The organism is Clostridium sp. FS41 (genome assembly GCF_000954015.1).
Classification (GTDB): domain Bacteria; phylum Bacillota; class Clostridia; order Lachnospirales; family Lachnospiraceae; genus Enterocloster; species Enterocloster citroniae.
This window is the reverse complement of sequence record NZ_JYHN01000059.1, coordinates 445,301-471,783: the sequence shown is the minus strand read 5'-3', so window position 1 is coordinate 471,783 and position 26,483 is coordinate 445,301. Positions and strand designations below refer to the sequence as shown.

26 protein-coding genes and 1 tRNA gene are annotated in these 26,483 nt (G+C 47.4%); 5 read left to right on the top strand and 22 right to left on the bottom strand.

The window, feature by feature from the left end; all coding sequences use genetic code 11:
- The first annotated feature begins 74 nt into the window (after positions 1–74).
- Positions 75–1,013, top strand: coding sequence for an AraC family transcriptional regulator (locus CLFS41_RS14190; protein WP_242856848.1), 939 nt, complete (start codon positions 75–77; stop codon positions 1,011–1,013).
- Between the two features lie 77 nt (positions 1,014–1,090).
- Here the strand turns inward: CLFS41_RS14190 and rpmF are convergent, their stop codons facing one another.
- The 6 genes from rpmF to CLFS41_RS14160 form a co-directional block, all read right to left on the bottom strand.
- Entirely contained in the window at positions 1,091–1,273 is a 183-nt protein-coding gene (gene rpmF, locus CLFS41_RS14185; RefSeq protein ID WP_002564324.1) for a 50S ribosomal protein L32, read from the bottom strand.
- A gap of 3 nt (positions 1,274–1,276) precedes the next feature.
- Positions 1,277–1,804 (bottom strand): YceD family protein, encoded by a 528-nt coding sequence (locus tag CLFS41_RS14180; RefSeq protein WP_007870803.1) that lies wholly within the window; start codon positions 1,802–1,804, stop codon positions 1,277–1,279.
- 97 nt (positions 1,805–1,901) lie between these two features.
- Positions 1,902–3,098 carry an acetate kinase gene (locus tag CLFS41_RS14175; RefSeq protein ID WP_007870800.1) on the bottom strand — a complete coding sequence of 399 codons (1,197 nt, stop codon included), beginning with the start codon at positions 3,096–3,098 and terminating at the stop codon, positions 1,902–1,904.
- 24 nt (positions 3,099–3,122) lie between these two features.
- The gene (gene pta, locus CLFS41_RS14170; RefSeq protein WP_007870799.1) at positions 3,123–4,118 is read right to left on the bottom strand and encodes a phosphate acetyltransferase; all 996 of its coding nucleotides are present in this window, start codon (positions 4,116–4,118) and stop codon (positions 3,123–3,125) included.
- A 284-nt stretch (positions 4,119–4,402) separates the two neighbouring features.
- Positions 4,403–4,735, bottom strand: coding sequence for a cyclic-di-AMP receptor (locus CLFS41_RS14165; RefSeq protein ID WP_007870796.1), 333 nt, complete (start codon positions 4,733–4,735; stop codon positions 4,403–4,405).
- A gap of 134 nt (positions 4,736–4,869) precedes the next feature.
- Positions 4,870–6,333 (bottom strand): trypsin-like peptidase domain-containing protein, encoded by a 1,464-nt coding sequence (locus tag CLFS41_RS14160; protein ID WP_045092614.1) that lies wholly within the window; start codon positions 6,331–6,333, stop codon positions 4,870–4,872.
- A 266-nt stretch (positions 6,334–6,599) separates the two neighbouring features.
- Between CLFS41_RS14160 and CLFS41_RS14155 the strand changes: the two genes are divergently transcribed.
- Positions 6,600–7,859, top strand: a complete 1,260-nt coding sequence (locus CLFS41_RS14155) for a nucleotidyltransferase (protein ID WP_007870789.1) — start codon at positions 6,600–6,602, stop codon at positions 7,857–7,859.
- A gap of 54 nt (positions 7,860–7,913) precedes the next feature.
- Here the strand turns inward: CLFS41_RS14155 and CLFS41_RS14150 are convergent, their stop codons facing one another.
- The 9 genes from CLFS41_RS14150 to CLFS41_RS14110 form a co-directional block, all read right to left on the bottom strand.
- Positions 7,914–9,131 (bottom strand): SAM-dependent methyltransferase, encoded by a 1,218-nt coding sequence (locus CLFS41_RS14150; RefSeq protein ID WP_045092613.1) that lies wholly within the window; start codon positions 9,129–9,131, stop codon positions 7,914–7,916.
- Positions 9,132–9,174: 43 nt separating this feature from the next.
- Positions 9,175–9,810: an HAD family hydrolase gene (locus tag CLFS41_RS14145; protein ID WP_007870785.1), complete on the bottom strand. Its 636-nt coding sequence runs from the start codon at positions 9,808–9,810 to the stop codon at positions 9,175–9,177.
- Between the two features lie 45 nt (positions 9,811–9,855).
- The gene (locus CLFS41_RS14140; protein ID WP_007870782.1) at positions 9,856–10,497 is read right to left on the bottom strand and encodes a histidine phosphatase family protein; all 642 of its coding nucleotides are present in this window, start codon (positions 10,495–10,497) and stop codon (positions 9,856–9,858) included.
- A gap of 15 nt (positions 10,498–10,512) precedes the next feature.
- Positions 10,513–11,877, bottom strand: coding sequence for a PFL family protein (locus CLFS41_RS14135; RefSeq protein ID WP_007870780.1), 1,365 nt, complete (start codon positions 11,875–11,877; stop codon positions 10,513–10,515).
- Positions 11,878–11,955: 78 nt separating this feature from the next.
- Complete coding sequence (locus CLFS41_RS14130) at positions 11,956–12,228, bottom strand: ACT domain-containing protein (RefSeq protein ID WP_007870777.1); 273 nt, start codon at positions 12,226–12,228, stop codon at positions 11,956–11,958.
- Positions 12,229–12,393: 165 nt separating this feature from the next.
- Positions 12,394–13,191: an MBL fold metallo-hydrolase gene (locus CLFS41_RS14125; protein WP_007870776.1), complete on the bottom strand. Its 798-nt coding sequence runs from the start codon at positions 13,189–13,191 to the stop codon at positions 12,394–12,396.
- Between the two features lie 18 nt (positions 13,192–13,209).
- Positions 13,210–13,815 carry a dephospho-CoA kinase gene (coaE, locus tag CLFS41_RS14120; RefSeq protein WP_330393545.1) on the bottom strand — a complete coding sequence of 202 codons (606 nt, stop codon included), beginning with the start codon at positions 13,813–13,815 and terminating at the stop codon, positions 13,210–13,212.
- A gap of 22 nt (positions 13,816–13,837) precedes the next feature.
- The gene (gene polA, locus CLFS41_RS14115; protein WP_045092611.1) at positions 13,838–16,624 is read right to left on the bottom strand and encodes a DNA polymerase I; all 2,787 of its coding nucleotides are present in this window, start codon (positions 16,622–16,624) and stop codon (positions 13,838–13,840) included.
- A gap of 115 nt (positions 16,625–16,739) precedes the next feature.
- Positions 16,740–17,093, bottom strand: a complete 354-nt coding sequence (locus CLFS41_RS14110; protein WP_007870773.1) for a zf-HC2 domain-containing protein — start codon at positions 17,091–17,093, stop codon at positions 16,740–16,742.
- A 131-nt stretch (positions 17,094–17,224) separates the two neighbouring features.
- On the opposite strand from CLFS41_RS14110, the gene CLFS41_RS14105 reads away from it, so the two are divergent.
- The 3 genes from CLFS41_RS14105 to CLFS41_RS14095 all read left to right on the top strand — a co-directional run bounded on the left by CLFS41_RS14105 (position 17,225) and on the right by CLFS41_RS14095 (position 18,391).
- Positions 17,225–17,307 (top strand) — tRNA-Leu (locus tag CLFS41_RS14105).
- Between the two features lie 301 nt (positions 17,308–17,608).
- Positions 17,609–18,037, top strand: a complete 429-nt coding sequence (locus CLFS41_RS14100) for a J domain-containing protein (protein WP_195416415.1) — start codon at positions 17,609–17,611, stop codon at positions 18,035–18,037.
- 69 nt (positions 18,038–18,106) lie between these two features.
- Positions 18,107–18,391, top strand: coding sequence for a hypothetical protein (locus CLFS41_RS14095; protein ID WP_045092609.1), 285 nt, complete (start codon positions 18,107–18,109; stop codon positions 18,389–18,391).
- 361 nt (positions 18,392–18,752) lie between these two features.
- Here CLFS41_RS14095 and CLFS41_RS30090 read toward each other — a convergent pair whose 3' ends face one another.
- Genes CLFS41_RS30090 through CLFS41_RS14065 form a run of 7 tightly spaced genes read right to left on the bottom strand, consistent with a single transcriptional unit; the run spans position 18,753 to position 26,411 of the window.
- On the bottom strand, positions 18,753–18,902 hold the full coding sequence (locus tag CLFS41_RS30090; RefSeq protein ID WP_161797491.1) for a hypothetical protein: 150 nt from the start codon (positions 18,900–18,902) through the stop codon (positions 18,753–18,755).
- A gap of 37 nt (positions 18,903–18,939) precedes the next feature.
- Positions 18,940–19,950, bottom strand: coding sequence for a Gfo/Idh/MocA family oxidoreductase (locus tag CLFS41_RS14090; protein WP_045092608.1), 1,011 nt, complete (start codon positions 19,948–19,950; stop codon positions 18,940–18,942).
- A complete protein-coding gene (locus CLFS41_RS14085) occupies positions 19,934–22,534 on the bottom strand; it encodes an alpha-L-rhamnosidase (protein ID WP_045092607.1) in 2,601 nt (866 codons plus the stop codon). Before CLFS41_RS14085 ends, CLFS41_RS14090 begins: the two co-directional genes overlap by 17 nt.
- A 21-nt stretch (positions 22,535–22,555) precedes the next feature.
- Complete coding sequence (locus tag CLFS41_RS14080; protein ID WP_045092606.1) at positions 22,556–23,020, bottom strand: heme-degrading domain-containing protein; 465 nt, start codon at positions 23,018–23,020, stop codon at positions 22,556–22,558.
- A 7-nt stretch (positions 23,021–23,027) separates the two neighbouring features.
- A complete protein-coding gene (locus CLFS41_RS14075) occupies positions 23,028–24,644 on the bottom strand; it encodes a glycoside hydrolase family 43 protein (protein ID WP_045092605.1) in 1,617 nt (538 codons plus the stop codon).
- 15 nt (positions 24,645–24,659) lie between these two features.
- Complete coding sequence (locus tag CLFS41_RS14070; RefSeq protein WP_330610899.1) at positions 24,660–25,514, bottom strand: carbohydrate ABC transporter permease; 855 nt, start codon at positions 25,512–25,514, stop codon at positions 24,660–24,662.
- 12 nt (positions 25,515–25,526) lie between these two features.
- The gene (locus CLFS41_RS14065; protein ID WP_045092603.1) at positions 25,527–26,411 is read right to left on the bottom strand and encodes a sugar ABC transporter permease; all 885 of its coding nucleotides are present in this window, start codon (positions 26,409–26,411) and stop codon (positions 25,527–25,529) included.
- Positions 26,412–26,483 lie beyond the last annotated feature (72 nt).

Here is a 26,483-nt window from a genome sequence, read left to right as displayed (position 1 = left end):
TTCAAAGAAATGGCTGATCGTTTCAATGGAGGACTTAAATGCAGCATACAATGGAATACTGGAATGCCCGTCTCATGGAGTTCTATGGATTTACTTCATGTGATGAACACCCCTACGGCCTATTAGGAACATGCTGGAAAATGGCACCTGAAATGGGGGCCGGCTGCTTTTGGGCCTATGGAGAAAAGGATTTATTCGATATCAAGATTCATGATTTTTATTTTCATAAAGATACACTGGTAGAAAGCAATGTTTCAGGATATTTAAGTGTCATATATTACGACTCCATCTCAGGTGAACAGCTTACCCCCTACAGACGGATCCATGCAGGCTGCATCCAAAACATAGCGGGCAATGAGGAACCGTATAAAATCTGGGTACACAAAAAAATACCGATCCGCAGTGTTGGGATAGGTATTGCACCGGCTTATTATAAGGATTATATGAAGGAAAATTATCCGGAAGAATATTTTAACCCCTCTACCGCTTTTTCCCAATTGGATCAGGAGGCGAATTTCCCGGAATTAGTCATACTTCTAAAACAGGTGGAACATTATCGTGGTGAGGGAATGGCAGCAAAATTGTTTTATGAGGGGAAGGTTGCAGAAGTGGTTTCCACGCTTCTCTCCCGTCTGAAAAACAATCCAAAACATTCCAAACCGGCAGAAATCAGCATGCAGGATTTAAAGCACATCGAATTGGCCGCAGCTTATATCAACGACCATTATGCCGGTGAAATACCCCTGGAGAAGCTGGCCGGTTTTGCCTGCATGAGTCTTTCCAAATTCAAACTTCTATTTCAGAGCGTTTATCACTGCTCTGTTACAAGTTATATTCAGCAAAGAAGAGTGAGCCATGCAGAGTGCCTTTTGACCACCAGTGATCTGACGATCGGCCAAATAGCTAAAAGTGTGGGATATTCCACCTCCAGCCGTCTTTCAGAATTATTCCGCCAAAGTACAGGCCTGACACCTGCTGAATACCGAACTGCTTTTTGGAAAACATCTTTTTAACGCAAGCAAGGCCTCCAGGGCAATACCCCGGAGGCCTTGATCCAACTTCATTTTCCTTGTCACAGAGACGCTGAAAATTAATCCTCAACGCTTACAATCTCTCTCTTGTTATAAGAACCACAAGCCTTGCAAACTCTGTGAGGCATCATCAGAGCGCCACACTTGCTGCACTTTACCAGATTTGGAGCGCTCATCTTCCAGTTTGCCCTGCGGCTGTCTCTTCTTGCTTTTGAAGATTTATTCTTTGGACAGATAGACATGGTTTACACCTCCTTCAACTGTTTAAAAATATCCTGGATAACTGACATTCTTGGATCCAGTGGGCTGTCATCACAGTCACCTTCTCCAGAGCCCGGATTTGTACCATATCTATTAGAAATCCCCTGACAGTCTTCACTGCAGAGAACCTTCATAGGCAGGTTCAAGGTTAACTCATTACCAACCAGCTGGTCGACATCCAGATTATAACCATTAATATAGAACTGCTCATCCAAAGCCTCTACCCGCTCCTCCTCTGTCCGGTTCATGTCCAGTTCCTGGTCAATCTCCAGATGAAAGGGAACTTTCACCGGTTCCAAGCACCTGCCGCACGGCATCTCAAGGCTTAGGTCAGCCTCTCCTGTCACAGTAAGTATCTTATCGCCCCGGTTTGTTATCACCAGGGTCACCGGCTGTTTTTCCACAATCTCATAGGTGCCGTCCGGCGCCTGAAACTGTGTCATATCCAACTCCTGGGTATAAGTTTTAGACTTTCCCTCCACGGGAAACAGTTCCGATAAATTAATCAGCATACCATATACTCCTTGATATGCACCTATGCTATTATACATAGGTGCAAGGGGTTTGTCAATAAAAAGTTTCCAGAAATACGCAATTTCTTATGGAAATTTACTGAACCAGGTCAAGAGTCTCTCTTGCGATCGCCAGCTCCTCATTGGTTGGGATCAGCATAACCTTTACCTTGGAATCAGCAGAAGAGATCACTCTCTCCTCGCCGCGTATATTGTTAAGCTCGTCATCGATCTTCACACCCATGTAAGCCAGATTCTCACAAATAGCCTTTCTTCCGGCCTTGTCATTCTCACCAACGCCTGCGGTAAACGCGATCGCATCTACGCCGTTCATGGCTGCTGCGTAAGCACCCACATACTTGGTCACGCGGTAGATGAACGCATCCAGTGCAACTTCTGCCAGATGGTTGCCCTCTGCCTTAGCATTCTCAATATCGCGGAAGTCACTGGAGATACCGTTTGTCATACCGTAAACACCGGACTTCTTATTCAGAATATTCAGCATCTCGTTGATATCAAGGCCCTCCTTGTTCATGATGAACTGAAGCACGGCAGGATCCACGTCACCGCTTCTGGTTCCCATGATCAGTCCTTCAAGAGGCGTTAATCCCATGCTGGTATCCACGCACTTGCCGCCGATGGAAGCAGACACGCTGGAGCCGTTCCCCAGGTGGCACACGATCACCTTTGCGGTCTTGGGATCCAGGCCGCCGAACTTGATAGCCTCAGCAGATACGAACTTGTGGCTTGTTCCGTGGAAGCCGTAGCGGCGGATGCCGTATTTCTCAAAGTACTCATGAGGGATCGCATACATATATGCTTTCTCAGGCATGGACATGCCAAACGCAGTATCAAATACAGCAACATTGGGCGTTCCTGGCATAGCAGCCTCACATGCCTCGATTCCCATCAGGTTTGCCGGGTTATGCAGAGGTCCAAGGTCAAAGCATTCACGGATCACTCTCTTTACATCCTCGTTCACAACAATGGAATCGCTGTACACAGTGCCGCCGTGCAGTACGCGATGTCCAATGGCGGAAATCTCGCTGGTATCCTTGATCACTCCGTGGTCTGCATCCTGCAGTGCTTCCATTACCATCTCAATGGCCGTCTTGTGGGTTGGCATCGGCTTCTCGATCACGAACTTGTCCTTGCCGGAAGGCTGATGGGTCAGCTTTGAGCCTTCGATTCCGATCCTCTCGCAAAGTCCCTTTGCCACTACACTTTCATTCTCCATATCAATTAACTGATATTTTAAAGAGGAGCTGCCGCAATTGATTACTAAAATCTTCATATTGTAATATTCTCCTTAATCTTATTAATTATTCTGGCACTGTACAGCGGTAATAGCCACAACACCTACAATGTCATCTGCAGAGCAGCCTCTGGATAAATCGTTAACAGGCTTTGCAATACCCTGGCACATTGGGCCGTAGGCTTCTGCCTTGCCAAGTCTCTGCACCAGCTTGTATCCGATATTGCCTGCATCCAGGTCCGGGAATACCAGTACGTTCGCATGTCCGGCCACCTTGCTGCCCGGAGCCTTGGACTCGCCGATCTCAGGAACAATGGCTGCATCCAGCTGAAGCTCGCCGTCCAGTTCCAGTTCAGGAGCCATCTCCTTAGCCAGTCTGGTTGCCTCTACCACCTTGTCCACATCTGCGTGGCTTGCACTGCCTTTGGAGGAATGGGAAAGCATCGCAACCTTGGCATCCCTTCCTGTGAGCAGCTTAAAGCTCTCAGCAGAGGATACTGCAATTGCCGCCAGTTCTTCCGGATTCGGATTCTGGTTCAGGCCGCAGTCGGCAAATACAAAGGTTCCATTATCGCCAAACTGGCAGTCCGGAACTTCCATGAGGAAAAATGCGGATACCAGCTTTGTGCCTGGCTTGGTCTTGATCACCTGCAGGCATGGACGCAGTGTGTTGGCAGTGGAATGGCAGGCGCCGGATACCATACCGTCCGCATCGCCCTTCTTGATCATCAGGCAGCCGTAGTATGCATAATCATTCAGAATGGTTTCCCTGGCCTTTTCCTCGGTCATGCCTTTGGCTTTTCTCAGTTCTACGAATAAATCTATATACTCCTGAGTTTTCTCATATGTCTGTGGGTTGATAATGGTTGCGCCGGACACGTCCAGTCCGTTGCTGTGCTCACCGATATCCTCCGGTGTTCCGATAATAACAAGATTTGCCAAATCCTCTTTTAAAATCTTCTCAGCAGCCACCCATGTCCTGCGGTCCATAGACTCTGGAAGAACAATGGTCTTCTTATCTGCTCTTGCTTTTTCTTTAATAACATCAATAAATCCCATGGTATACCCCTTTCCTTATTGTAAATAATGCATATAGACTTATTATATACGCAGTGAATGGGGGAAACAAGTTGAATTTAACAAATTCTTGCATTTTTTTAAGTACTCTGCATATATATGTTTTTACGGAATAGCAAAGGCACCGGGCCTTATTCTGTCCTATATAGACTTTAGGGTATCCAGATTCTTGAAGAATATCCAATCATTTACATATTTAAAAGGCGTCTGTGCAGATGCTGTTGGTCCCAGCCGTGCACAGGCGCCTTTGCTGCCTGCAATGTGTATTAAATTTTCTCGTAACGGTCTACATTGATCACAAAGATGGTGGCTCCGCCCACTTCCACGGTCATGGGCATGGTGGCGTAATTCACCATGGTGGTACCGGAAATGTATGGCATGTTCACTGTAAGCTTCTGGTGCTGCCCGCACTCCTGCTTGATGATATCAATAACTTCCTGCACCTTATCGTCTTCCGCACCGATCATAAGTGTGGTATTGCCCTTTTTTAAAAATCCGCCTGTGGTCGATAACCTTGTTACGCTGTAGTGGTGTTGGGTTAACTGGCTTACTACATCATCTTCGTTGTCGTTCCTTACGATTGCATAAACTAATTTCATAAGCTGAACCTCCTTTAATGTCTATTAGGTTCAGTATATCATATTTTCCATAAAATAGGTATAAATATTTATTGGTATTTTGTAGCAGTTCAGGGCGGCTTATCTTCCTGACCGGCCTGAACCGTTGCGGTATTTTATGAATCAGCTGCCGGCTTTGTGCCCAGTGTAACCTGCACATCATGCTCCACATAAGCCCCGTTCACCAGGGACTGGACGGTGAGTGTAACGGTGGAACCGCCCTCATAATAGGTGAGCATCTGCTTTAGCTCCTCCATATTGGTCACGGACTGGCCGTCAAACTTGGTTATGATATCTTTTTCCTTTAATTCGGAGGATGCTGCCGCTCCGCCTTCCACGATCTTGTACACGTAGATTCCCACCGGCATACCAAATTCCTGGGCTGCCGATGCATCAATATTGGTTCCCTGGATTCCCAGGTAGCCCTGTGCGCTCTCGGTAACTGCAACACGTGTTTTCTTTGTCATCAGGTTATTTAAAATTTCCTGTGCCTTTGAGATCGGAATGGCAAACCCCATGCCCTCCACCTCGGTGGAAGCCGTCTTGGCAGCATTGATCCCGATCACATTTCCATTAAGGTCGATCAGCGCACCGCCGCTGTTGCCTGGGTTGATCGCAGCATCAGTCTGGATAAATGTCCTGGTGATCCCGCTGCTGTCCGTGATCTCCCGGTCAAGGGCGCTGACATAGCCAACCGTAACGGACTGGCCGTATCCAAGGGCGTTTCCTATGGCAACTACCTGCTGGCCTACCTTAATATTGTCCGAATCCCCAAGGGATGCAACCTTTATCTTGCTCATGGTATCAGAAGGTATATCCTGTAACTGCACTGCGATGATCGCCAGGTCGGAAGCTGAATCCGTACCCTTTACCGCCGCGCTCACATCATTGTTGTCCACAAATGTGACTTTAAGGTCCTGGGCGCCGTCCACCACATGGTTATTGGTGGCAATGAGAAGCTCCGTATCCGTCTGGTTGACAATGATTCCCGAACCGCTGCTCTGTGCCTGATAGGTCTGTGGCATTCCAAAGAAATCCCTTTGCTGCACTGTCATGGTATCATTGATGGCCACAATGGAGGGCATTACGTTCTCCACGATCCCTGACACATCGGTCACTGCCGCCACGGTTGCCGCATTGTCACTGTTTTGTGTGGTAACCGCGGGCGCCACCTGCGGGATCTGAGCCTGGGTCTGGACCTGGGCCGTGGTTGTGCCGTAAAGACCGGTCATCCTGGCTCCCAGATAGCTGACACCTGTCATCACACCGCCTGATACTGCACCGAACAGGACAGCTGCGGCTGTGATCCCTGCCGCCCGTTTCACCCAAGTTCCTTTCTTTGGGCCACGGTGAGGACTGCTTGATCCGTTTCCATGCTGACCGCCTCCATTCACGGGCTGCTGGGAATATATGGGATCATATCCCGGCTGGCGGCTGTTTCCATATGACGGGCCATAACCGTTATTTCCCTGGTTCCGGGAATCCTCCGGCTTTGGAGTGGTCCAGTTCACGGTTGTCTCCGGCATATTTCCTTCGGGGTTTGTATTTTCATTTAAGTTTCTGTTTTCGTTCTCGTACATAAAAAAGTCTCCTTTCATACATTTCTCTATTTTATTTTTTTGATGTTATCCTTTTGATAGTTATAAATATACTCAGGATTTATGGTGGAATTGTGAAGTGATTGTGGAGAATCTGTGTTCGATTTATTATAGATTTATAAACTGAATATAAACTAATTCCAATCCAGACCAAGGAATACTGGACGCGGGTGTGGATTACAGATATAATGGACATGATAAAAAACAGGAAAATGATCAAAATGATACATGATATGAGGTGACAAATTATGAAACTGACCGGAATCATTGCCGAATACAATCCCTTTCACAGTGGTCACGAATTTCATATAAACAAATCCAAAGAACTGACAGGCTCGGATTTCTGCGTGGTGGTCATGAGCGGGGATTTTGTACAGCGGGGAGAACCGGCTGTATACAGCAAATATCTGCGCACCAGGATGGCCCTGGCCTGCGGCGCCGATCTGGTGGTGGAAATGCCCTCTGTGTTTGCTGTCAGCAGCGCCGAGGACTTTGCTGCCTGCGGCGTGGCGCTTCTTACCGCGCTGGGCGCAGTGGATACCATTTGTTTTGGCAGCGAGGACGGTTCCATTCAGGATATCCAGACCGCGGCCGCACTGCTGGCAGATGAAAGTCCGGTATTTTCCGCCGCCCTGTCCCAGGGCCTGCGCCGCGGCCTCAGCTGGCCCCAGGCCAGAAACCACGCCCTTTTGGAAATGGCAGGGGAACACAAAGACATTCCCTTAAGCCGGGACAGCCTGAACAGCCTGCTGGGCTCTCCCAACAATCTGCTGGGTATAGAATACTGCAAAGCCATTATCCGCAGCCGCAGTTCCCTGAAACCAGTGACCGTTAAGCGCAGCGGACAGGGCTATCACGATCAGGAGCTGGAACACGGACAGGCTTCCGCCTCCGCCCTGCGCAGCCTTTTGACAAAAAAAGAGCAGGACACAGCAATGCGCCTGCTCACTTCCCATGTGCCTGCCGCGATCCTTCCCCTGTACCGGGAGGAACCCCCTGTCACAGCCCAGGACCTCTCCGGTCTGCTGGATTATGCCCTGCTCTCCTTATCCCTAGAGAACCGGGACCTGTCCGTTTACGCGGATCTGTCCAGGGAAATGGCCTCCCGCCTGGACACACGCCTTCTGGAACAGGAGTCATGGGAGGGACGCATCCGGCAGCTGAAAACCAGGCAGTACACTTACACCCGTGTCAGCCGCGCCCTTCTCCATCTCCTCCTAGGCATTACGGACCGTGATATGGAGGAATATAAAAGCGCAGGGTATGCACCCTACGCACGTATTCTTGGTTTTAAAAAGGAATCAAAGGAACTGCTCTCCGTCCTGAAAAAGCAGTCCGCCGTTCCGCTGGTCACAAAGACGGCTGATGCATCACGCATCCTTTCAGGGCCATCCATGTCCATGCTGAACCGGGATATCTACGCCTCCCATGTGCGCCAGAGCATTCTGGCACATACCTATGGATACAGGGCCAGGAATGAGTACACCCAGCCGGTGTGCATCCTGTGATCCCTTGTACAGGAGATTTGGGGGCCGGACGTTCCGGGTACAGCAATTCCGGTGTCAGGGGACCAGAGGTTTAGGGGGCAGCAGTTCAGGGTCTAAGAGCTCCGGGGCCAGCAGTTTTACAATTGTGGGCTCTACTCCCATAAATCCTTTCAGCTCCCTGATCCGGCTTCCATTGTCCTTTTTCTTTCCCTGAAGAATGGCACGAATCAGGATATTCTTAGGCGTGTGCTCCATGTCAATAAATTCCAGTATCTGGGTTCTATATCCCCTGTATTCCAGTACCTGTCCCCGAATGGCATCTGTGTAGAGAGCGGCCATCCGCTCCTTGATCAGGCCGTATTGAAGCACCGGCTTCATCAGGTCGTTCTCCATCTGTTTTGCCAGCTCATGCTGGCAGCAGGGCACGGAGAGGATCACCTTCGCCCCCCAGTCCACGGCCTTTTCCAGGGCATAATCCGTGGCCGTATCACACGCGTGGAGCGTTACCACCATATCCGCATGGTCCACGCCCTGGTAGGAGGCAATGTCTCCGTGGTAGAAATCCAGCCTGTCATATCCGTACTGCCTGCCAAGGCTGCTGCAGTGGTCGATCACGTCCTGCTTTAAGTCCAGGCCGATGATGTGCACGGGATATTCCTTGAGCACCTTCAGGTAGTAATACATGGCAAAGGTGAGATATGATTTCCCGCACCCGAAATCAATGATCGTGGTCTCTTCCGTCTGGTCCAGATTGGGAAGGATATCTTCTATAAACTCCAGGAAGCGGTTGATCTGACGGTACTTGTCATAACGGCTGCTGACGATCTTCCCCTCTTTTGTCATAACGCCCAGGTCCACTAAAAAGGGGACCGGCTTTCCTTCCTCCAGGATATACTGTTTTTTCCGATTGTGGGAAAGGGCGGCGGTTCCTGCCTGGATCCGCGCGGGCCGGCCTGAAGACCGCTTCACCTTCACGGTCACCTTTCCCTTTTTACTCACAAGGATCAGGGCGCTTCCATTGGCTGAGGCGATCTCCGCCTGCCGGAAACTCCCGTCCAGCAGCGCCTTTATATAATCCACTGCCTCTTCCTTATTCATATTGCGGTGAAATGCCTGCTTTCCCACCTGTTCCTCGGCCTGGAATACCAGCTCCCCCTTTAACAAAAGGGGACGCAGACGCGATTTTGCCATTACATCTTTGTCCACGGGATTACTCAGCAAAATCCGTTCCAGTGATCCGTCCATAAACAGATTCAGCGCCCGCTCCACATCCCTTAACTCTTCCTGATTCATGTTTTCCTCCCATTGAGACTCCCACTGCTTTCGGTGCAGACCCCTAACCCAAAAGCTGTTTTGCGATTCCCGGCAGCTGTGCCATATATTCCAAACTGGCTGCCGCCCCATCTGTTCTTCCATACCCATAGGCTGCATGGACAAAAGGGACTCCTGCCGCTGCCGCCGCTGCCTGGTCCATGGCCGTATCGCCCACGTAGAAGCACTGGTCCAGATGATTTCTTCTGACCACCATCCTGATATTATCGCCCTTGGGAAGTCCGGTGTTTCCAAAGCATTCCCTGTCCCTGATATATTCCTCCAGCCCCCAGCTTTTCAGCAGTACTTCAATGTACCCGCGCTGGCAGTTGCTGACAATAAACAGCTCATATTGCCTGGCAAGCCGGATCAGAGTCTCCTTCACATCGGGATACAGGGGACCGGGATGGCTTAAGAGATAATGGTTCTCATATTCCATGCACTCAGTCATCAGTTTCATGCATGCCTCATGGGTGAGGGATGGAAAAAATGTCTTTCCCAGTTCATCCATGGTTTTTCCCATATTGTCATACATGTCCTGTGCCGTGATCTTCACATCCAGATCAGGATGCTTTGAAAGCACCTCATTCCAGGAATCCGCCACCTGTACGGCCGCATCCCACAAAGTTCCGTCCACATCAAATATAATTCCTTTTTTCATACCGGCTCCTTTTTGCGCGCCGCTCCCACAGTCTGCGTCCGCGCTTTAATTCTCTGCATCCACCCAGGCATTCCTCAACAGCTCCGGATGCGTCTGCAAATGTGCGTAATCATTGAATCTCTCCATAAGGAAACGGCCTGTTTCCCTGTTCCAGCACAGTTCTGTAATGCTGCAGTTTTCAAGACTGGATCCCAAAAGCCGCCACTTGGCCATGGGGATTCCCAAATAATGGGCAGTCATGGACCGGATGACCCCGCCATGGGTCACCACCGCGATCCGCTCATAGCCGCTTCGGACCATTTCCATAAACACCGGTTCCGCCCTGCGCACCACATCAGATGCACATTCTCCACCAGGATAAGGAATATCCTCCTCCATACGGTTCTGCCGCTCCTTAAATGCCTGATATTTTACTGCAATGGCTTCATCCGTCATGCCTTCCATGTCCCCAAAGCTTATCTCCCTGAGTTCCGGACGTATGATATGCTCCACATTCCAGTACAGGTTGGCTGCCTGGGCCGTTTCCACGGCACGCAGCAGATTGCTGGAATATACAACCTGTATGTTTTCATGAAACAGGCGCTCTCCTAAGAGAGACGCCTGCCTGTAACCTTCTTCACTTAAATCAACATCCACATTGCACAGCTTGCTGCACTGCCGTCCATGCCGGATCAAATAAAGCTTCATATGGATTCCCCCTGATCAGTTCTTAAAGCTGTGGATGGGGGCCGGAATCCTTCCTCCCCTGGTAACGAACTTCTCACAGGAAAACGTGTTGACCGGGATAATCGGCGCATAGCCTAAAAGCCCGCCAAACTCAGCTGTATCTCCCACCTTCTTGCCGATCACCGGGATCAGGCGCACTGCGGTGGTCTTCTGGTTGATCATGCCGATGGCCGCCTCATCCGCTATGATACCTGCAATGGTGGTGGATGGAGTGTCACCCGGTATGGCGATCATATCCAGTCCCACAGAGCATACGCAGGTCATGGCTTCCAATTTTTCAAGGGTAAGGGCGCCCAGACTTACGGCATCGATCATTCCCTGGTCCTCGCTGACAGGAATGAATGCGCCGCTTAAGCCGCCCACGTAGGAGGAGGCCATTACGCCGCCCTTTTTTACCTGGTCATTGAGCATGGCAAGGGCTGCCGTGGTTCCCGGCGCCCCTACGCGCTCCAGACCGATCTCTTCCAGGATTTCAGCCACGCTGTCGCCCACAGATGGTGTGGGAGCCAGGGAAAGGTCAATAATGCCAAATGGGATCCCCATACGCCTGGAGGCTTCCTGGGCCACCAGCTGTCCCACACGCGTGATCTTAAATGCAGTCTTCTTGATCGTCTCGCACAGGACCTCGAAATTCTCTCCTCTGGCCTTTTCAAGAGCCACCTTCACAACTCCCGGGCCGCTGACCCCTACGTTAATGATGGCATCCGCCTCTGTGACGCCATGGAATGCCCCTGCCATAAAGGGGTTGTCATCCGGCGCATTACAGAATACCACCAGCTTTGCACAGCCCAGGGAATCATTGTCCCTGGTGGCCTCTGCCGTCTCCTTCACGATCCTGCCCATAAGCTCCACTGCATCCATGTTAAGCCCTGTCTTGGTGGAACCCACATTGATGGAGCTGCAGATGCGCTCGGTCTCGGCAAGCGCCTGTGGAATGGAAAGGATCAGGTTTCGCTCCGCTGTGGTCATGCCCTTGCTTACAAGGGCGGAATAACCGCCGATAAAGTTTACCCCCACTTCTTTGGCAGCCTTGTCCAGAGTTCTTGCAATGGTGACAAAATCCTCCGGGCATTTACAGGCCGCCCCTCCCACCAGTGAGATCGGAGTGACGGAAATACGTTTATTAACAATGGGGATACCAAAATCACGTTCAATATCCCGGCCCGTGGCCACCAGATCCTTTGCCAGGGTGGTGATCTTGCGGTAAATGTTCTCATTTACCCGATCCAGATTGCTGTCCACGCAGTCCAGAAGGCTGATGCCCAGAGTAATGGTACGCACGTCCAGTTTCTCGTGCTCGATCATATTGTTGGTTTCATTTACTTCATATATATTAATCATGTCCTGTTGACCCTTTCTTATGAATGACTCAGCGCTGTCCTGTGAGCGCCGGATTGCAGGCTTGCGTCTGAACCTGAATCAGATCCTGTGCATCTTTGTAAAAATGTCTTCCCTCTGGATCTTAACCTTAACGCCGATTTCCTCACCTGCGCGTTCCAGCTCCTCTGATACCAGTCCAAAGGACTTGGTCATGGCGCCCACATCCACGATCATCATCATGTTAAAGTAACCCTGCACGATGGTCTGGGAAATGTCAAGAATGTTAATCTGATTGTCTGCCAGATAGGTACATACTTTTGCGATGATCCCTACTGTGTCTTTTCCTACTACAGTGATAATTGCTTTGTTCATTTTCATTCTCCTCATACCATTTTTTCCCTGTAATCCATAGGGGATATATTTATCTTTTGACATTGTAGCATATGTTTTTAAAATTGTCTGCCTGGTTTTCAGATTTTTTTGTTCGCTGCCACGGCCCGTCAATTAAAAAGGGAAGGCAGGCGCCTTCCCTTTTACTTACAAGTACACGATCTCGCTCATATGATCCCTGCCCGCCACCGAGATGGAAAAATCGGAAGCACCATACGGGCAGTCTCCCTCGTCAATCTCCAGACGGACCGTCTCATATGCCAGTTCCTCATAGTTGTTCTCCTTGCTCAGATGTCCCAAAAAGACCTTTTTCAGCTTATCGTGGAGAACGCAGTTCAACAGCCTGCCCGCATTTTCGTTGGACAGATGGCCATGGTCCCCTAAGATCCTTCGTTTCAGGTAATAGGGATAGGGGCCTGTCTCCAACATGCGGACATCATGGTTGGATTCCAGTAAAAGGGCGTCCAGTCCCTGGAGGTTATCGATTATGTACTGGTCAAAATGCCCCATATCCGTGGCAACCGCCACCGATTTGTCACCGCAGTTCACTCTGTATGCAACGGGATTAGCCGCATCATGGTCGATTTTAAAGGGCCTCACATTCAGGTCCCCCAGTGTAAAATCCACATCAGGGCAGATGGGAGTAAGCAGATCCCTGTCAAACTCTCCCAGACTTCCGGATGAGGCGATCTCGTCCAATGTCTCCCTTGTACCGTATACCGGCACGTGGTATTTCCTGGATAGTACTCCCAGCCCTTTAATGTGGTCCGAATGCTCATGGGTAATCAGGATTCCATTCACATCATTCCCGCTAAGGCCAATCTCATTGAGCCCCTGCTGGATCCGCTTATTGCTGATCCCTGCATCCACCAGGATATGTGTGTCATCGGAACCTATATAGATGCAGTTCCCGCTGCTTCCGCTTGCAATGCTTACCATTCTCATGTTTTTACAATCCTTTGCCTAAAATATATGTTCTAAGAGCGCCTGAATCTGTGCTCTGGTCTCTTCCAGCGTTCCGTTATTGTCTATGACAGCATCGGAAAATGCGCGGAATGTTTCCTCCGACACCTGATTTTCCATAATAGCCAGGGTTTTCTCCACCGTATAACCCCGGTTCTCCCCAAGGCGCTTGATACGGTTCTCCCTTGATGTATAAACATACCACATTTCACTGCACTTGTCACGAAATTCTTTTGAGGGAATGGCGGCCTCTATGACCACCCGGTCCTCCTTTGCAGCCATGGCTTCCTCCATGGCTGCTTTCCACACCAGAGGGTGTGTCCGTTCGTCCACACCCCTTCGTTTCTCCGGATCATGGAAAATGATCTCCGCCATGGCGGCCCGGTCCAGGCTTTTGTCCTCCAAAAGCACAGAAGGTCCCAGATACCCCACCACTGCCAGGTAACTCTCCATTCCAGGCTGCATCAGGTCTTTGGCCACCTGATCCGCCTGGATCACATGGAATCCGTAATCTTCTTTTAGGATGGCAAGGATCCTGCTCTTGCCTGAACCCACTCCGCCGGTTATGCCCAGCATGAATTTGCCTGCCCTACATTGATCCGTCACCCTGCCCTCCGCATTCTTCTCACTATTTTGCATCAAACCAGGAATCCCCCACTTCCGCTTCCACTTCCAGTGAAACCTTCAGACTGGCGGCGTGTTTCATCTTATCCACCAGCAGTTCCCTGACAATCTCCACCTCATCCCTGGCAGTCTCGATCAGCAGTTCATCATGGATCTGGAGCACGATCCTGGACTTTAAGTTTCTGGAACGGAGTTCCCGGTCCACTGCGATCATGGCAATTTTCATAATGTCCGCCGCCGATCCCTGGATGGGGGAATTCATGGCCACGCGCTCACCGAACTGGCGCTGCATGAAGTTGGCGGACTTAAGCTCGGGAATAGGGCGTATTCTTCCATAGAGTGTGGTCACATATCCCTGTTCCTTTCCCTGGTTTACAAGGTTATCCAAAAACACCTTTACTCCCGGATAGGTCTCAAAATACTTGTCAATATACTCCACCGCTTCCTTCCTGGAAATGCTCAGGTCCTCACTGAGCCCAAATGCACTGATGCCATAAACAATACCGAAATTAACCGCCTTGGCATTGCGCCTCTGCAGCGGCGTCACCTCTGCCAGGGGCACATGGAACACCTCGGAGGCCGTGATGGCATGGATATCCTGTGCGGAACGGTATGCCTCAATGAGACGTTCATCCCCGGACATGTGGGCCAGGATACGCAGCTCAATCTGGGAATAATCCGCATCCACGAACACATATCCTTCCTTGGGAACAAATACCTTGCGTATCTCACGTCCCAGGGCCATACGGATAGGGATATTCTGGAGGTTAGGCTCCGTGCTGCTGATCCTTCCCGTGGCCGTGATGGTCTGGTTAAATTTCCCATGGATTCTGCCATCCTCACCTATATAGGCAGCCAGCCCTTGGGCATAGGTGGAATTCAGCTTTGTAAGCTGGCGGTAATCCAATATCTTCTGCACCACGGGATAATCCGGGGCCAGCTTATCCAGCACATCCGCCGCCGTGGAATAGCCTGTCTTGGTCTTTTTTCCGCCGGGAAGCTGCATATCCCCAAACAGGATCTCGCCCAGCTGTTTTGGTGAATTGATATTAAACTCCTTGCCCGTATCCTTGTAGATCTCCTGCTCCAGTTCATCGATCTGCACCTTCAGGCGGTTCCCATATTCCGTAAGGTTCTCCCGTTCTACCTTAACCCCTTCCTTTTCCATGTGGTAAAGACTGTAGATCAAGGGCATCTCAATATCCTTAAAAAGATCATACATGCCCGTTGCTTCCAGCTGCTGCTTTAAGGGACCGGCCGCCTTCCATGCCACATATCCCATGTAGCAGGCACAGGTTACCGCCTTGGCATCCTCATCCCAAAGCGCATCGCCTAAATCCGCCTTGGCCAGCAGATCCGCCCTGGAGGGCACGGTAAGCCCCAGATAATCTCTGGCCAGGTCATCATAGGCATAGGTGTCCTTTAGCGGATTCAGCAGATAACCTGCCACTCCGCTGTCATAAACAGGTTCCGTGTCCTCTATCTCCAGATAGGGAAGCATTTCCTTCAGGTTCAGGACCCATGTGCCCTCTGCTTTGTCCTCTGCTTTGTCCGCTCTTTTATCTGCTGCTTTGCCTGCTCTTTTAGTGCACAGCACCCGCGCCCGTCTGACCAGGAAGTCTCCTGACAGTTTTTCACCTGCAGCCATGCAGTAGATCTCATCTTCCCCAAAACACAGAGCCAGGCCGGTTACCGGATTAAGCCCGGATTTCGCTTTCTTTCCCGCCTTCACCTCGCCGTTCTCATCAAAACTAAAGGCCATCTGCTCTGCCGCCTCCGCTGCCGCGGTGTTCCTGCCGGTTATGAGCTGCAGACCTGCCACCTGGCATTTATCAGCCCTGGCAAATACCTTTTCCGCCTCCTTCTCATCCTTGATCAGGAAAAAATGTTTCTCCAGGCTGGATTCAGAGGAATCCTCCACAGCCGATGCGTCAAACCGCGTGAGCAGGGACTTGAACTCCAGCCGCTTCATATACTGGTATGCCTCCGGGGTATACAGGTTTCCGATCTTTGCATCCTCGTACCGGAACTCCACCGGACAGTCAAGGCAAATGGTGGCCAGTTTCTTACTCATCTGGGCCATATCGTAGTGCTCCCCCAGCGCTTTCTGTGCCCTGGGCGGTTTGATCTCATCCAGATGGGAATAACAATTCTCAATACTTCCGTAAGCAGCGATCAGGCTGGTGGCCGTCTTTTCACCGATGGATGGGACACCGGGTATATTATCAGAGGCATCCCCCATCAAAGCCTTTACATCAATAAACTCCACAGGGGTGACCTGGTATTCCCTCTTTACGTCTTCCGGATAATAATCCTTGATCTCGGTGCCCGCCCTGCTGGTCTTGGGAATGCGGATCTTAATATGCTCGTCCGCCAGCTGTAACAAGTCCCTGTCACCGGATACCACGGACACATTGATTCCCCGTGCCTGGCTTTTCTTTGCAACCGTTCCCAGGATATCATCCGCCTCAAAACCAGGCAGGGTCATGATCGGCACTCCCATGGCCGTAAGCACATCCTTCATGACCTGTACCTGCTGGCGGAGCTCCTCGGGCATGGGTTTTCTTGTGCCCTTGTAATCATCATACATCTCATGGCGGAAGGTGGGCTCCTTTAAATCAAAGGCCACCGCAAGATGATCCGCTTTTTCTTCCTCCAGGATCTTAAACATGATATTTAAAAAACCGTACACTGCGTTGGTATGAAGACCCTCAGAATTCGTCAGGTCCGGTACCCCGTAAAATGCCCGGTTTAGTATACTGTGTCCATCGATTAAAACTAGTTTGTCCATATTAAGATAGTCCTTTCTTTATCTGAAATACCGTTGCCGGTCAGTGTCTTTGTTTCTACAGGCTCAGATTCCGCAATACCCGGTTCTACAGGCCCGGATTCAACAATATCCGGTTCTACAGGCCCAGGAATCCGCTCTGTCCCCATAACCGAAACTGCAGTATCAGTGCCATGAGCAGCGCCCAGAAACAAAGGGTGTTCACCGCATACCTGGCTGTCTGAAGAAGCTTTAATGTGTGGATTCTTTGACGTGAAAGCTCCAGTGCTGTCTCCAGCGCCCCTTGGATATTATAGCTGCCGGTTCCCTCATCCAGCTGGCGGATACCCACATCCACCGTAAAATAAATCTCCAGTTCCTCGCGGCAGTTCTCACAGTGCTCAATATGGTTTAAAAATTCTTCCAACTCCTCATCTGTAATGCTGCCGTTAATATAAGGCATAACCAGACGTTCCGCTTCCCTGCAGGTCACAGCCGCACCTCCTAACTGTCATTGTAATCAAATCTTCTTACATCATACAATAAATCATCTGCTTTTTCAACGCAAAAAATACTTGCAAAACTCTCTTTACTGTGATAAAATAATCAACGTTGCAAAGATAGGCCGGCATGTCGGAATGGCAGACGAGGCGGACTCAAAATCCGTTGATGGCGACATCGTGTGGGTTCAAGTCCCACTGCCGGCACTGTTTTTTGTAAAGTGTAAAGTCTTGGAAGCACCGTATTTACGTTGTTTCTGAGGCTTTTTTCTTTTTATGTAACATTCAAAATCAAGTTAATCTAAGCTTATTTTTCGTTTAATTGATTAACTCGCATGTTGCTTGATATTTTGGGCTAACTTTGACACTAATTCAAGCTTTGCTGAGTCACTGCTTACATCATAGGTGTAATGGTTCTCGTTTACTTCCTCAGTATGCCCTAATAGTGCCGCAACGATAGGACGAGGTACACCATCACACTGCAATTTTGATGATACTGTCCTTCTTAATGCATAACCCAAATGGATCGGAAGACATTTGCAAGGCTATCAACGTTGAATATGAAATCTTATTTAAGGAATTAAAAGATCAACACAACGAGACAACAAAGGACACAACAAACCAGACTTATGACAATATGAAATGGGACTTTGCAGAGGATGAAGCGCTAAGGATCATGCTCAGTAAAATTATACAGCTTGTAGGGCTGAATATAACCATTGTAGGCAACTGGATATGGATTGATGGGAATACATACCCGCACAAGGCCACACTAAAGGAAATGGGCTTTAAATGGGCACACGAGAAAAAGAAATGGTACTGGCACAGCGAAACCTTTAGAAAGAAAAGCAATAAGAAGTTGAGTTTTGACGCTATATGTAATTACTATGGCAGTGCTGATGTAAAGACAGAACAAAGGACAATGATAGAAGCTTAGAAGGGTAAAAAATAGGGTGTAACCAATTGAACCGGATACACCCCGAAAGAAAAGAAAGGATACAAGACTATGTTAATTATAAAATATGAAAGAAGAGATTTTTTCAATAATCGAGTTTATACAGAGGACAAAAAGCAGAACTACAATAAAGAGGATTTAAAGAAAGCCTTTTTGTATTTGAGTAGAACGTATGATACCAGTATTCAGATTGATGATATCATTATCTATTGGAACAATATGACTGAATATGAAAACAGGATCGTTACAGTCAGATACTATGATAGTTTGAATTATACAGAGGTCAAAAAAAGTTATGACAAGGCCAAAAAGGAAGGTTATGCAATAGCATTATAGAATGGATAATGTGATAGGCTGTGAGCATTTCACCCACAGCCTTTTCATGTATTATTGTATGCCTATTTAACGCATTTAACGGCAAAATACGCCATGTTTATGGTGTTAACTGTGAAATGTAGGCGGGCAGAGGGACAAGAGAATACGTGGTTTTTGTGGGTTCGATTGACTAATTTTGGACGTAGGTAGGCAGAGGGTAGGTGGGGGTATGTTTACATTCTCTTAGGAGGTCTGCGGTCTGGGAAGCGGGGTATCTGTTCCATCCACACATCACAATCCAAAATCAACTCCGAAAATATCACTCGATTGCAGGGAGGGAAGAGAGGTTTTCATTAACACACTCAAAAAATGGCGTTGCCATTCAGTAACTGCATGCCACTGCCTGATTAAGCCCCTTTCCTCCACAGAATTTCTGTAGATTATCAGAGATCAGAGATTCTCCGGGTGTCACAAAATAATCCAGTTTATATACATTATCAATATTCATGGAGCCATACACCAGAATCTTCATCGTCTGCTCGCCTCTCATGCGTTAAATATATATATGATTATTCTGTGGGGTATTTCAATCCCCATTGTCTTCTCAGTTCATCACACTGTCTTATAACCTGCAGGCTGTTATCCCAGGATACCAGCGGTGATTCCTTGCAGCCACTGGTAAGGCATTCATTTACATACTGAATTTCAAACTGATAGCCTTCATCTTCAAATTCCTTGAACTTCTGAGGGATTTTTTCTTCCACTGTCTCTGTCTTGTTTCCTGTTACTGTCTGAAGTATCGTGGGCTTCCAGAACCGTGGAATAATCATATAACCTTTCGTTCCATACACATAAGCCGTATCCAGCATCTGTGTACGTATTCCGCTGGTCATGACGGCCAGCTCCCCGTGATCATACTGTCCTATATAGGCAGCCTGTTCGTCCACCTGAAGATGCAGCTCATCAGAATCCATGGTTGCCAATCCCTGCAGCTTGACCGGCGACTTTCCATAAACCATATGCGCAAAATGAAGGTTATATACTCCTGTATCCAGCAATCCTCCCCCTCCCAGAGAAATGTCAACCAGTCTTGAATGATTGTCATCTTTCACCCGGAAAGAAAATGCAGACTCTACGGATTTAACTTCTCCTATATCCCCGTTTTTGATTTTCTCTAATGCCAGCCTGATAATCGGGAAAAATCTTGTCCACACCGCTTCCATAAAAAACACATGATTCTCCTTTGCACAGGAGATCATCTCTTTCAATTCCTGCTCATTGATTGCTGCCGGTTTTTCCACAAGTACACTTTTACCGCCGTTCATTGCTTTTACAGCCAGTTCCTTGTGGGCTGTATGAGGAACCGGAATATAGACAATGTCAATATTATGATCCGCAATCATCTCATCGTAGGTCATAGTCACAGGTATATTCCATTTGTCAGCTCTCTTTCTGGCCGACTCTCTTGTTCTTGATGCGATTGCCACAATCTCCATGTTCTCCACCTGCATGGCACCTCTCATCCAGCGGTCCACAACTTCTCCCGCTCCCAGTATCCCCCATCTAATGATTCTGCTCATAATGAATATTACCCTCCTTCTCCACATGGAATGTATGCCATCCGGCTTTCACCGGAAATGCCTGATACCCTGCTCCTCCCGGAACTTCTATCCTGGCCGTACAACCAAAAGGTATATATGCCTCCAGATTAAGACACCCATTCTGTTTCTTCCATGCACTCTTAATCCGCCCACCCTTTATTTCCAGATAACCGGAGGCTTCATTTAATTGTCCCGGAATAATGGGGTGAATAATCACATGGTTAAATCCAGGAGATTCTTCATCCGGATTGATACCAAGAATGTATTTGTGAAAACATACACCAAACGCTCCACTCATGGGGTGGTTGTGGGAAGCCATTCTGCTGTACGGTCCTTCCTCCTCCACCAGTTCCCATCTTTCCCACATGGTCGTTGCGCCTTTCTCTACCATGTAGCCCCAGCTTGGATACGTTGTCTGGGTCAGCAGACTGTATGCCAGGTCTTCATAACCATTCTGGAACAAAACCTCCATTGTATATCTGGTACATATATTCCCCGTTGACAAATGGATATTTTTCTGTTCTATGTCCTTCACAAGATTCAGCAATACCCTGTTTTTATGTTCCGGTTTAACAAGTCCGACATAAATTGCAAATGCATTTGACGCCTGACTGTTATTACAATAATATCCGTTCTCCTCAGAAAAAAAATTCCGATTAAACGCTGTGGCAATTCGCTCTGCATTTGCTCTGTAATAATCTTTCTCTTCTAACCTGCCCATGACGTCTGCCATACAGGAAAGCAGCACACAATCATAATACACAAATCCGGTTCCAATCTGTATGGATGGCGTTACAAGGGACACCGAACCGGACCCGAGACTGTTCATACCGGTATTTTCCACCGGGGATGCCCAGTCTCCCATCTGAGAATATTTCACAATATCATTATCCATATTTCTTAGCAGATAATCAACCCACATTTTCATATTCCCATAATACCGTTTCATGAAAGAATCATCTCCATAAAACCGATACAGATTCCATGGAATCAAAAGAAAACTCGTTGCCACCGGATCAGCATTTCTCAATCCGTATCTCATATAGGGAACCGTATCTGTAATAGCTCCACTGATTTTTCCCTGGGCATCACAGATATCCTGCATCCATTTCCCATAAAGCTGAACAAGCCTGTAATTGTACAGGGCACATTCATTGCGGACTGTCATGTCATTAAGCCAGCCCAGCCTCTCATCTCTCTGAGGACAGTCTGTGGGAATTCCGTACAGGTTACTCTCCTCTGTCCAGAGAATATTTTTGTAAAGTCTATTAATCAGCTGGTCACTGCACTTAAAGTCCCCAACTCTCCCACAGTCAGAGCGAATCTGAATTCCTGTTACCGTTTTTCTATCCGGCCTCTTCTTTAATCCCTTCACCTGGACATAACGAAATCCATGGTATGTAAAATGGGGTTCAAAATGCTCCTCTCCCCTTCCCGATAATATGAAAACATCTGTTGCCCTCGCTCTGCGAAGACTGATGGGGTTAATGCTTCCGTCCGAATGGATGAGTTCCGCATACATCAGTGTAATTTCATCTCCCACATTTCCGGCTGTGTCAAGAGATGCCCATCCTGCAAAATTCTGTCCAAAATCAAATGTATATGTTCCATCACTGTTTTCCAAAATACGCTCTGCATAAAGTTTGCGAACAGGTCGTATAGGTTCAGGCATCTGTGCCCGCACAATACCGTGCATGGGTTCATGTTCAATGGTTTTCTTCCAGTCATCTCCCATGGTAAACCCCGCTTTGTCCCAGCCTTTTATCTCTCTTCGGGCGTCATAAGTTTCACCGTGATAGATACTGTTGCTTACAATAGGACCATCTACTGCATACATCCAGTGCTCCGGCTTACTGTTGATCCACTGCTTTTTCCCTGATTCTGCATAAAGCATCAGTTTCAGGGAAAACGGGTAATCTCCCCATCCGATTCCATATTCGCTCTTCCGGTCATTATGCCATCCATTTCCAAGGATCACGCCCATTCCATTTTTTCCGGTATGTACAAGTCCTGTTACATTATATATCCGATAAGGAATTGTCTGCTGCGGATCAGTCCATGCATTATTTAAAACACTGTCATCCGCTCTCTCTCCGTTCACTGAGAATACAGAATAACAGGGTGACATCACAAATGCCAAAACAAGGCCACACTTTTCCTGCAGTTCAAATTCACTGCGGTACCAGAATGCCGTCTTTTCCGGGGATGGACCCACTATCCAGTCAGCATCCCATTTTTCATTTTTTATAAAACCGGTAATAAACCAAGAAGTAATCTCCAGAACCTTTGTGCTACTCTTAAACATGCGGAGCCTGATATTATATTTTTCTCCGCTCTCCAACGGTTCCCCCTTGTACAGAAGACCAGTACAGTCATTTTTTCCTTCGATCTTCCAGAGAATTTTCTCTGTCTCCAATCCACGCTTCGGTGCAGTTACTGTAAGTTTCCAACAGTCTATGCTCTCCGGATGATCCGTATCGATGTACCATGAAATAAAAGGGTTCCCTCTCTCAATACCAACTGGATTCTCCATGTATTCAATGAGTATTTTGCTGTTTTCCACCTTAATCTGCCCCCTTATATTTTACTGTTCTTTCAAAAATTTGCGGATACAGTCTGCTGCCAGTATATGATCCTCCTCTGAGGTCATGCCCGAAACTGCTGCCACACCAACCAGCCCCACATTCTTTACCATAATGGGGAATGCTCCACCTGCTGCTGCATATTTTCGAGAGCTGATATGGGACATTTCTTCTATGGTCTTACCATTCTTCTGCGTTGCAATCTGAATCAACATACTGCTCTTTCCGTAATGGTATACAGTATTTTCTTTTCTTTTTAGCCATGCGTCATTATCATGTGATGTACCCGGCAGTGCAATATGAAACACCTGTTGTTTAAATCTGCTGATCTCAACAACAACAGGAAGCTTTTGAGCCTTAGCTGTTTCATACATCAATATTCCAAGCCGTATACCATCTTCATGGTCAAATTTTGTAAACTGCAGTTCGTCCTGCTGCTTTATGATTTCTTCTTTTATCAGTTCCATTCTGATCTTATTCTTCCATTCTGCTTTTATAGGTAAAATAATCAAAGTCTGCATGAATATGCTGCCCGGTGAAATCCTGACAGCAGATCCCCACAAATGAACCTGTAAATCTCTCCACGCCACGCTCTTTTAAATATTCGTCTGACAGCTTGCTGTAATCCAGCACAGGTCCGATTTGCTTATAAGAAACTCCATCACAGGAATAGGAGTACACCAGGTTTGCATAGTCAACATCTGCTCTTAAGTGTATCTTTCCCCGTTTCGGCAGAACCTCATCTTCCTTAAGTACATAGGAAAACTGATCCAGATCATTAATCATGACATTGATACAGCGACCGCCATTTTCTTTATACGTTATAAAAAGATAAATGTAGTTGGATGTATCATAATAGCACACTAGTCCTGCCATCTGTTGGATGGAATCAGGCTCAAACTCCACGCAGGTCTCTGCAGTATAACGGTAATGTTCCTGCCGTTTTGCAATAAAGCTCTGGTAAAATTTGGAGCTGAGGGACTCACAACCATAGAGCCGCAGCCATCCCGGACGTTCCTTTAATGTGCACATTTTTTCAGTCAGCGGAACTCGCAGGGACTGCCAACTGACATCCAGCTTTTCCCGGTTAAAATCATCTCTGACGCATATATTTTTTTCTTTTTCTTTTATGTCCCTGCAAAATCCAGGACCTTCTACCAACACATCAGCCGTGTGTTTTCCATTTGCCAGCCGCAGCCAGCCGTCTTGTGTCCAGCGGACTTTCTGTATTGCGGTTTCCCTTCCCATTGTAGATCTTCCTCTGGATGGCATGGGGCGACCGCATAAATGTACCATATACCATTCCCCATTCTGGGTTTCCACAATGTCTGCATGTCCGGTTCTCTGCAATGGTACGGTACAGTCATATTTTGACGTTATAACAGGATTTTTAGGATCTACCGTGTATGGTCCGTATATATTTTCTGAACGGGCCATAGTCACAGCATGGTTATAGAATGTTCCGCCCTCCGCTGTCATCAAATAATAATAACCCTCATGGTGGTATAAATGCGGACCCTCTGTTGTTCCAATAGGACTTCCTTTAAAAATAATCTGTGGTTTCCCAACCAGACACTTCATTTTTGCATCATATTCTGTCAATTGAATTCCTGCCCAGAAAGGAAATCCTGCTTTTCCTCCATCCCTGTGGCTTAAAACCACGTTAACCAGCCATTTTCTTCCATCCCAGTCATGAAAGAGGGATGGGTCAATTCCTGCGCTGTTTAAATAGACAGGATCTGACCATTCTCCGGTAATGCTTTCTGATGTTACCAGATAATTGTGACAATCCCAGAATCTGCCGGAATGGTTTCTGCAGTTTGTGTAGACGAGATAAAACAAACCATCATGATATGTGAGACACGGCGCATAGACTCCACCAGAATCCGGCACACCCGCCATATCTAATTTTTTAACATCATCTAACGGACGAGCCACCAGTTCCCAGTCCCGGAGATTTTTGGAATGAAAGATTCCAACTCCCGGAAACCATTCAAATGTTGACACCGCTATATAGTAATCATCCCTAACACGTACAATGGATGGATCGGCATTAAAGCCAGTAATGATGGGATTCTCAATTGTAAACATGACATGCTCCTCCTATTATCCTTTCACTGCTCCTGATGAGATTGCATCCGGAAGTCGCTTGCTTACCAGCGAATAACATATAATACTTGGTATTGTGGCAATAACCAGGCCTGCCCCAATAGGCCCCCAGCTTGTTGCATATTCCCCCACAAGAGACATGATTCCCACTGTCAGAGTTTTCAGCGCTGCCTTATTGATAAATGTATTTGCAAACATCAACTCATTCCAGGCATCAAGATATGTAAATATGGCTACTGTTACAATAGCCGGTTTTACCATTGGAAGCATAACAAAAAGAAATGTTTTTCCTATGCCGCACCCGTCAATCACAGCCGCCTCTTCCAGTTCATCCGGAATGGTCTTAAAAAACAGAGCCATAATATTGGTGGAAAGACCAAGCGCAAACCCTACATAGGGAAGAATCAATGCTATTCTTGTATTTAAAATTCCCACCCTGCTGAAAGAGATAAACAGCGGAAGCAATGCTGCATGGACGGGAATCATCATTCCTGTGGTAATAAACAGCAAAAATAAATTGCTATATTTCCATTTCAGCCTGGTAATCGCATAGGCTCCCATGGTTGTAAGTACAATCACAATCAAAATTGTGCATCCCGTTACAATCACACTGTTAACAAGATATGTTCCTATTTTTGCATTTTCAAAGGCAACAACATAGTTTTCAAATACTGCCGGATCAGGCAGACCAAGTGCATTTCCGCCAAAGATCTGCTTATTGTTTTTCAGTGAGAAGAAAATCAGCCACACCATGGGATACAGCTGAATTATTGTATAAATACACAAAAACAGAAAAACAATGCGCTGTCCCCAGGATACGGACTTTTTTACTTTTTTTGCTGATGTGTGCATAATCATTCCTTCCTAATATGTATACTGTTTCGGCTTCCAGAGATTCAATAGCACTGTAAAGAGAAGACATTCTATTACAATAAAGACAGCCATGGAACTCCCATAACCGTACAGATTCTTTTTAAAGATTGTTGTATACATCAGCGTACTGGTCACTTCTGTAGCATGATCAGGTCCACCATTTGTCAATACATAGATGGTATCAAATGCCTTCAGCGCACCGATTACAATCATTACAACTGTGGTTTTAATAGATGGCATGGAAAGCGGTATAATCACATGCCATGCTGCCTTGAATTTTGTTGCCCCGTCTATTTCTGCTGCCTCAAACAGTTCGGCCGGAATACGTTTTACTGCAGAGTACAACAGTAACATATAATAACCGATATACTTCCATATCATGGCAACAAACGTACAGATCAGGGCTGTGTTTTTATTGCCCAGCCAGGCAATTCCGGTTTTTATAATTCCCAGGTTTTCCAATATTGCATTTAAAAGCCCGTAGTTGGGATTGTAAATCATGCTCCAGAGCTGACCCATAACAACTGATGAGAACAAAACCGGAATAAAAAATGCAGTCCTGAAAAAATTCGATCCTTTAATTCCACGGGCCAGCACAATAGCCAGAAAAAGTGCCAGGGGCAGCTGAATCGCTACTGAAAGTACTGCCAGGATCAGCGGATTCATCATTGCTTTTAAAAAGCCATCTGTATTATTGACAAATAGTGAAATATAATTCTGAACCCCCACAAAAACCTTATCTGTAATACCATTCCATGAATGCAGGCTATAGTAGAATGAACAGCCAACGGAATAGATTACAACAAATAGAAATATCAGTAATTCGGGAAGGATAAAAAATACAATCGCCTTCTTATTACTTAGTATTTTGTTCATAGTAGCCTCCATTGATCATATAATTAAAAGGTGACAGCACTTTTGTCGTCACCCTTTTAGCGTACTGCACAC